Origin of the sequence: Tritonibacter sp. SIMBA_163, assembly GCF_046535935.1 — a bacterium.
In the GTDB taxonomy this organism is placed as follows: Bacteria; Pseudomonadota; Alphaproteobacteria; order Rhodobacterales; family Rhodobacteraceae; genus Epibacterium; species Epibacterium scottomollicae.
In genome coordinates this window covers 1-2,351 of sequence record NZ_JAWJBP010000055.1, presented here as the reverse complement: position 1 = coordinate 2,351, position 2,351 = coordinate 1, and the positions used below count along the sequence as shown (strand labels likewise).

At 55.5% G+C, this 2,351-nt stretch carries 2 protein-coding genes and 1 pseudogene; all 3 read left to right on the top strand.

Annotated elements, in window-relative coordinates; genetic code table 11:
* Positions 1–204 (top strand): annotated as a pseudogene (locus R0J92_RS21305) (hypothetical protein); the annotation flags it as partial.
* Between the two features lie 246 nt (positions 205–450).
* Positions 451–918 carry a hypothetical protein gene (locus R0J92_RS21300; RefSeq protein ID WP_411053111.1) on the top strand — a complete coding sequence of 156 codons (468 nt, stop codon included), beginning with the start codon at positions 451–453 and terminating at the stop codon, positions 916–918.
* 148 nt (positions 919–1,066) lie between these two features.
* Positions 1,067–1,768, top strand: coding sequence for an IS5 family transposase (locus tag R0J92_RS21295; protein ID WP_411053110.1), 702 nt, complete (start codon positions 1,067–1,069; stop codon positions 1,766–1,768).
* The last annotated feature ends 583 nt before the right edge of the window (positions 1,769–2,351 follow it).

Below are 2,351 nucleotides of genomic sequence, written 5' to 3'. Positions count from 1 at the left end.
CGGATACCACCGCAGGAGCCGCGTCGAGATATGCGGAGGCATCAGAAAACGATCCGGGGGATCGTTGTCCCGACGATTGGATGCATGTGTGAAGCTGCTGGGGCAGCGGCTCATGGCGCGGCACTTCCCGAGATCCAGGTCCGCATCGCGGTCTTGAACAGCTACACTGCGCTCGGAATACCCGTCGCGGAAGCTGTGAGATAAGTCCGTCCGGGGAAAGGGGAACCTCGGCACTCAGCCGATTTGTGCAACAGAGCCATCCGGAAGCATTTGGAGTGCGTGGCCAGACGTCTGTGCGGTGTCCACTAGATTGAGATATAAGCGCTCCGATCACGTCTTCCTCACTGAAGCAAGATTATCAGGAACAACATTGGATGTGGCGTGTTGATGGCTTGCAACGGAGGCACAAGCCTCTAACGAAACACTGCGATCCTGAAAAGGAGGACAACTATGAAACGTTTTGCACTGACCACGGCCGCGATCTCCGCCCTGATGGCTGCTCCGGCAATGGCTGATCTCAACACAGCGGACGCCCAGACCTTAAATGAAATGAAAGAGTCTTATCCCGCGCTCGACCGCAAAGTCTTTGAGCAGGTAGACGTGAACAAAGACGGTGTGGCCGATATGGCAGAGGTTGACGAAGCCGAGCAGTCGGGTGTCCTGAACGAAGAGTTGAGCGTTGCACCGGACAACGGCACCTATGACCCATCTCCGAATGGTGTGGACGAGGCAGGTGCACTGACCTTCTCTGAACTGAAGGAAGAGTACCCATCGCTTACCAAGAAGGTCTTCGAGGAAGTCGACGTGAACAAAGACGGTGTCGCGGACATGGCTGAAATTGACGAAGCCGAGCTCTCCGACGTGTTGGAGCCGGGCATTGGTAACACCGCTGAGGGCCAATCCTACAATCAAGGGTAATGCTGCCCCACTCGCTGCAGCACAGTGTTGATGGCGAATAGAACTAGAAGGGTCCTTCCCGTGATGGGAGGGTCCCTTTATTCTAGGGTCAGGACCCATTGATTTTCGGCTAGCGTCATGATTCACGGCTCAAAAACGAGCGGTGAACATGTCTGATCTTTTCTGGTTAAGTGATGCCCAGATGGCGCGTCTGAAACCTTTCTTTCCCAAGCCCCACGGAAAACCACGCGTTGATGATAGGCGCGTTTTGAGTGGGGTTATATTCATCAATCACAATGGCTTACGGTGGCGCGATGCACCCGCCGCCTACGGCCCGCAAAAGACGCTGTACAACCGGTGGAAGCGGTGGAGCGACAAGGGTATTTTCGCTCGTATGATGGTGGGGCTAGCCGCCGAACACCTTGAAGAGAAGACTGTGATGATCGACGCAACTTACTTAAAGGCTCACCTCACAGCGACCAGTTTGGGCGTCAAAAAGGGGGGGCGTGGTCGCCTGATTGGTAGCACCAAGGGCGGCATGAACACAAAGCTGCACGCCATCTGCGACAGCCACGGCCGCCCGCTGAATCTGTTCGTGAGGGCTGGTCAGGTCAGGGATTACATGGGCGCACGGGCTTTGGTCGGCAGTCTGCCGAAGGTCGATTGGCTACTCGGTGACCGCGGATATGACGCCGACTGGTTCAGAGAAGCGTTGCAAGGCAAAGGGATACGTCCGTGCATACCGGGCCGAAAGCAACGCAAGACAACAATCAAATACGACAAACGTCGATACAAGCGCCGCAATCGGATCGAGATCATGTTTGGCAGGCTGAAAGATTGGCGGCGTGTGGCGACACGCTACGACCGATGACCGAAGGTCTTCCTATAAACCATCGCACTTGCTGCACTCGTCATCTATTGGCTATGAGTCCTGACCCTAGGTCAATTTCGTCTGACGTTCAACAGGGGGGTGTCGAATGCCGCGCATTTCCGACTCTTGGCGGCGAATTTTCTGAATCTTGTCAGTGGGCCGTGCCAAGCAATTCCGACCCAAATGCCAAGCATTTCTGACCCAATCGGACCCTCGGCAGCAAAGCGTGAGAAGGTTAGCTATGTACAGGGGAGCGAGCGTGGTTCCCGAGCTGTCTGCCATCACACCTCCTGACCCTTCGGCCCCAAGCCGCCACTCATGGCGTTGCCCGCCGCTGCGGAGTGCCTTCCCAAACCGGTCTTTCGTAGCATCGCGCAGCGTCATCTCAGAAGGTGGAGCTTGTTGCAGGCCCTGAGCAAAGTTGCATTGCTGTTGCAAAGCATCTATCGCGACACTTAAATTCGAATGAATTTTCTTGAGAGGAAGCCCTTTTATGCCCGCGGAACGGCTCTGTTGCACAAATCAGGTTTTGAGCTGGCTTCCCCTTTCCCCAGACGGACTTATCCTACGGGCTCTGTGATGG

Excerpts from the sequence above, each read along its gene's own strand:
- R0J92_RS21300 (WP_411053111.1), top strand. The coding sequence starts at position 451 with ATGAAACGTTTTGCACTGACCACGGCCGCGATCTCCGCCCTGATGGCT.
- R0J92_RS21295 (WP_411053110.1), top strand. The coding sequence starts at position 1,067 with ATGTCTGATCTTTTCTGGTTAAGTGATGCCCAGATGGCGCGTCTGAAA.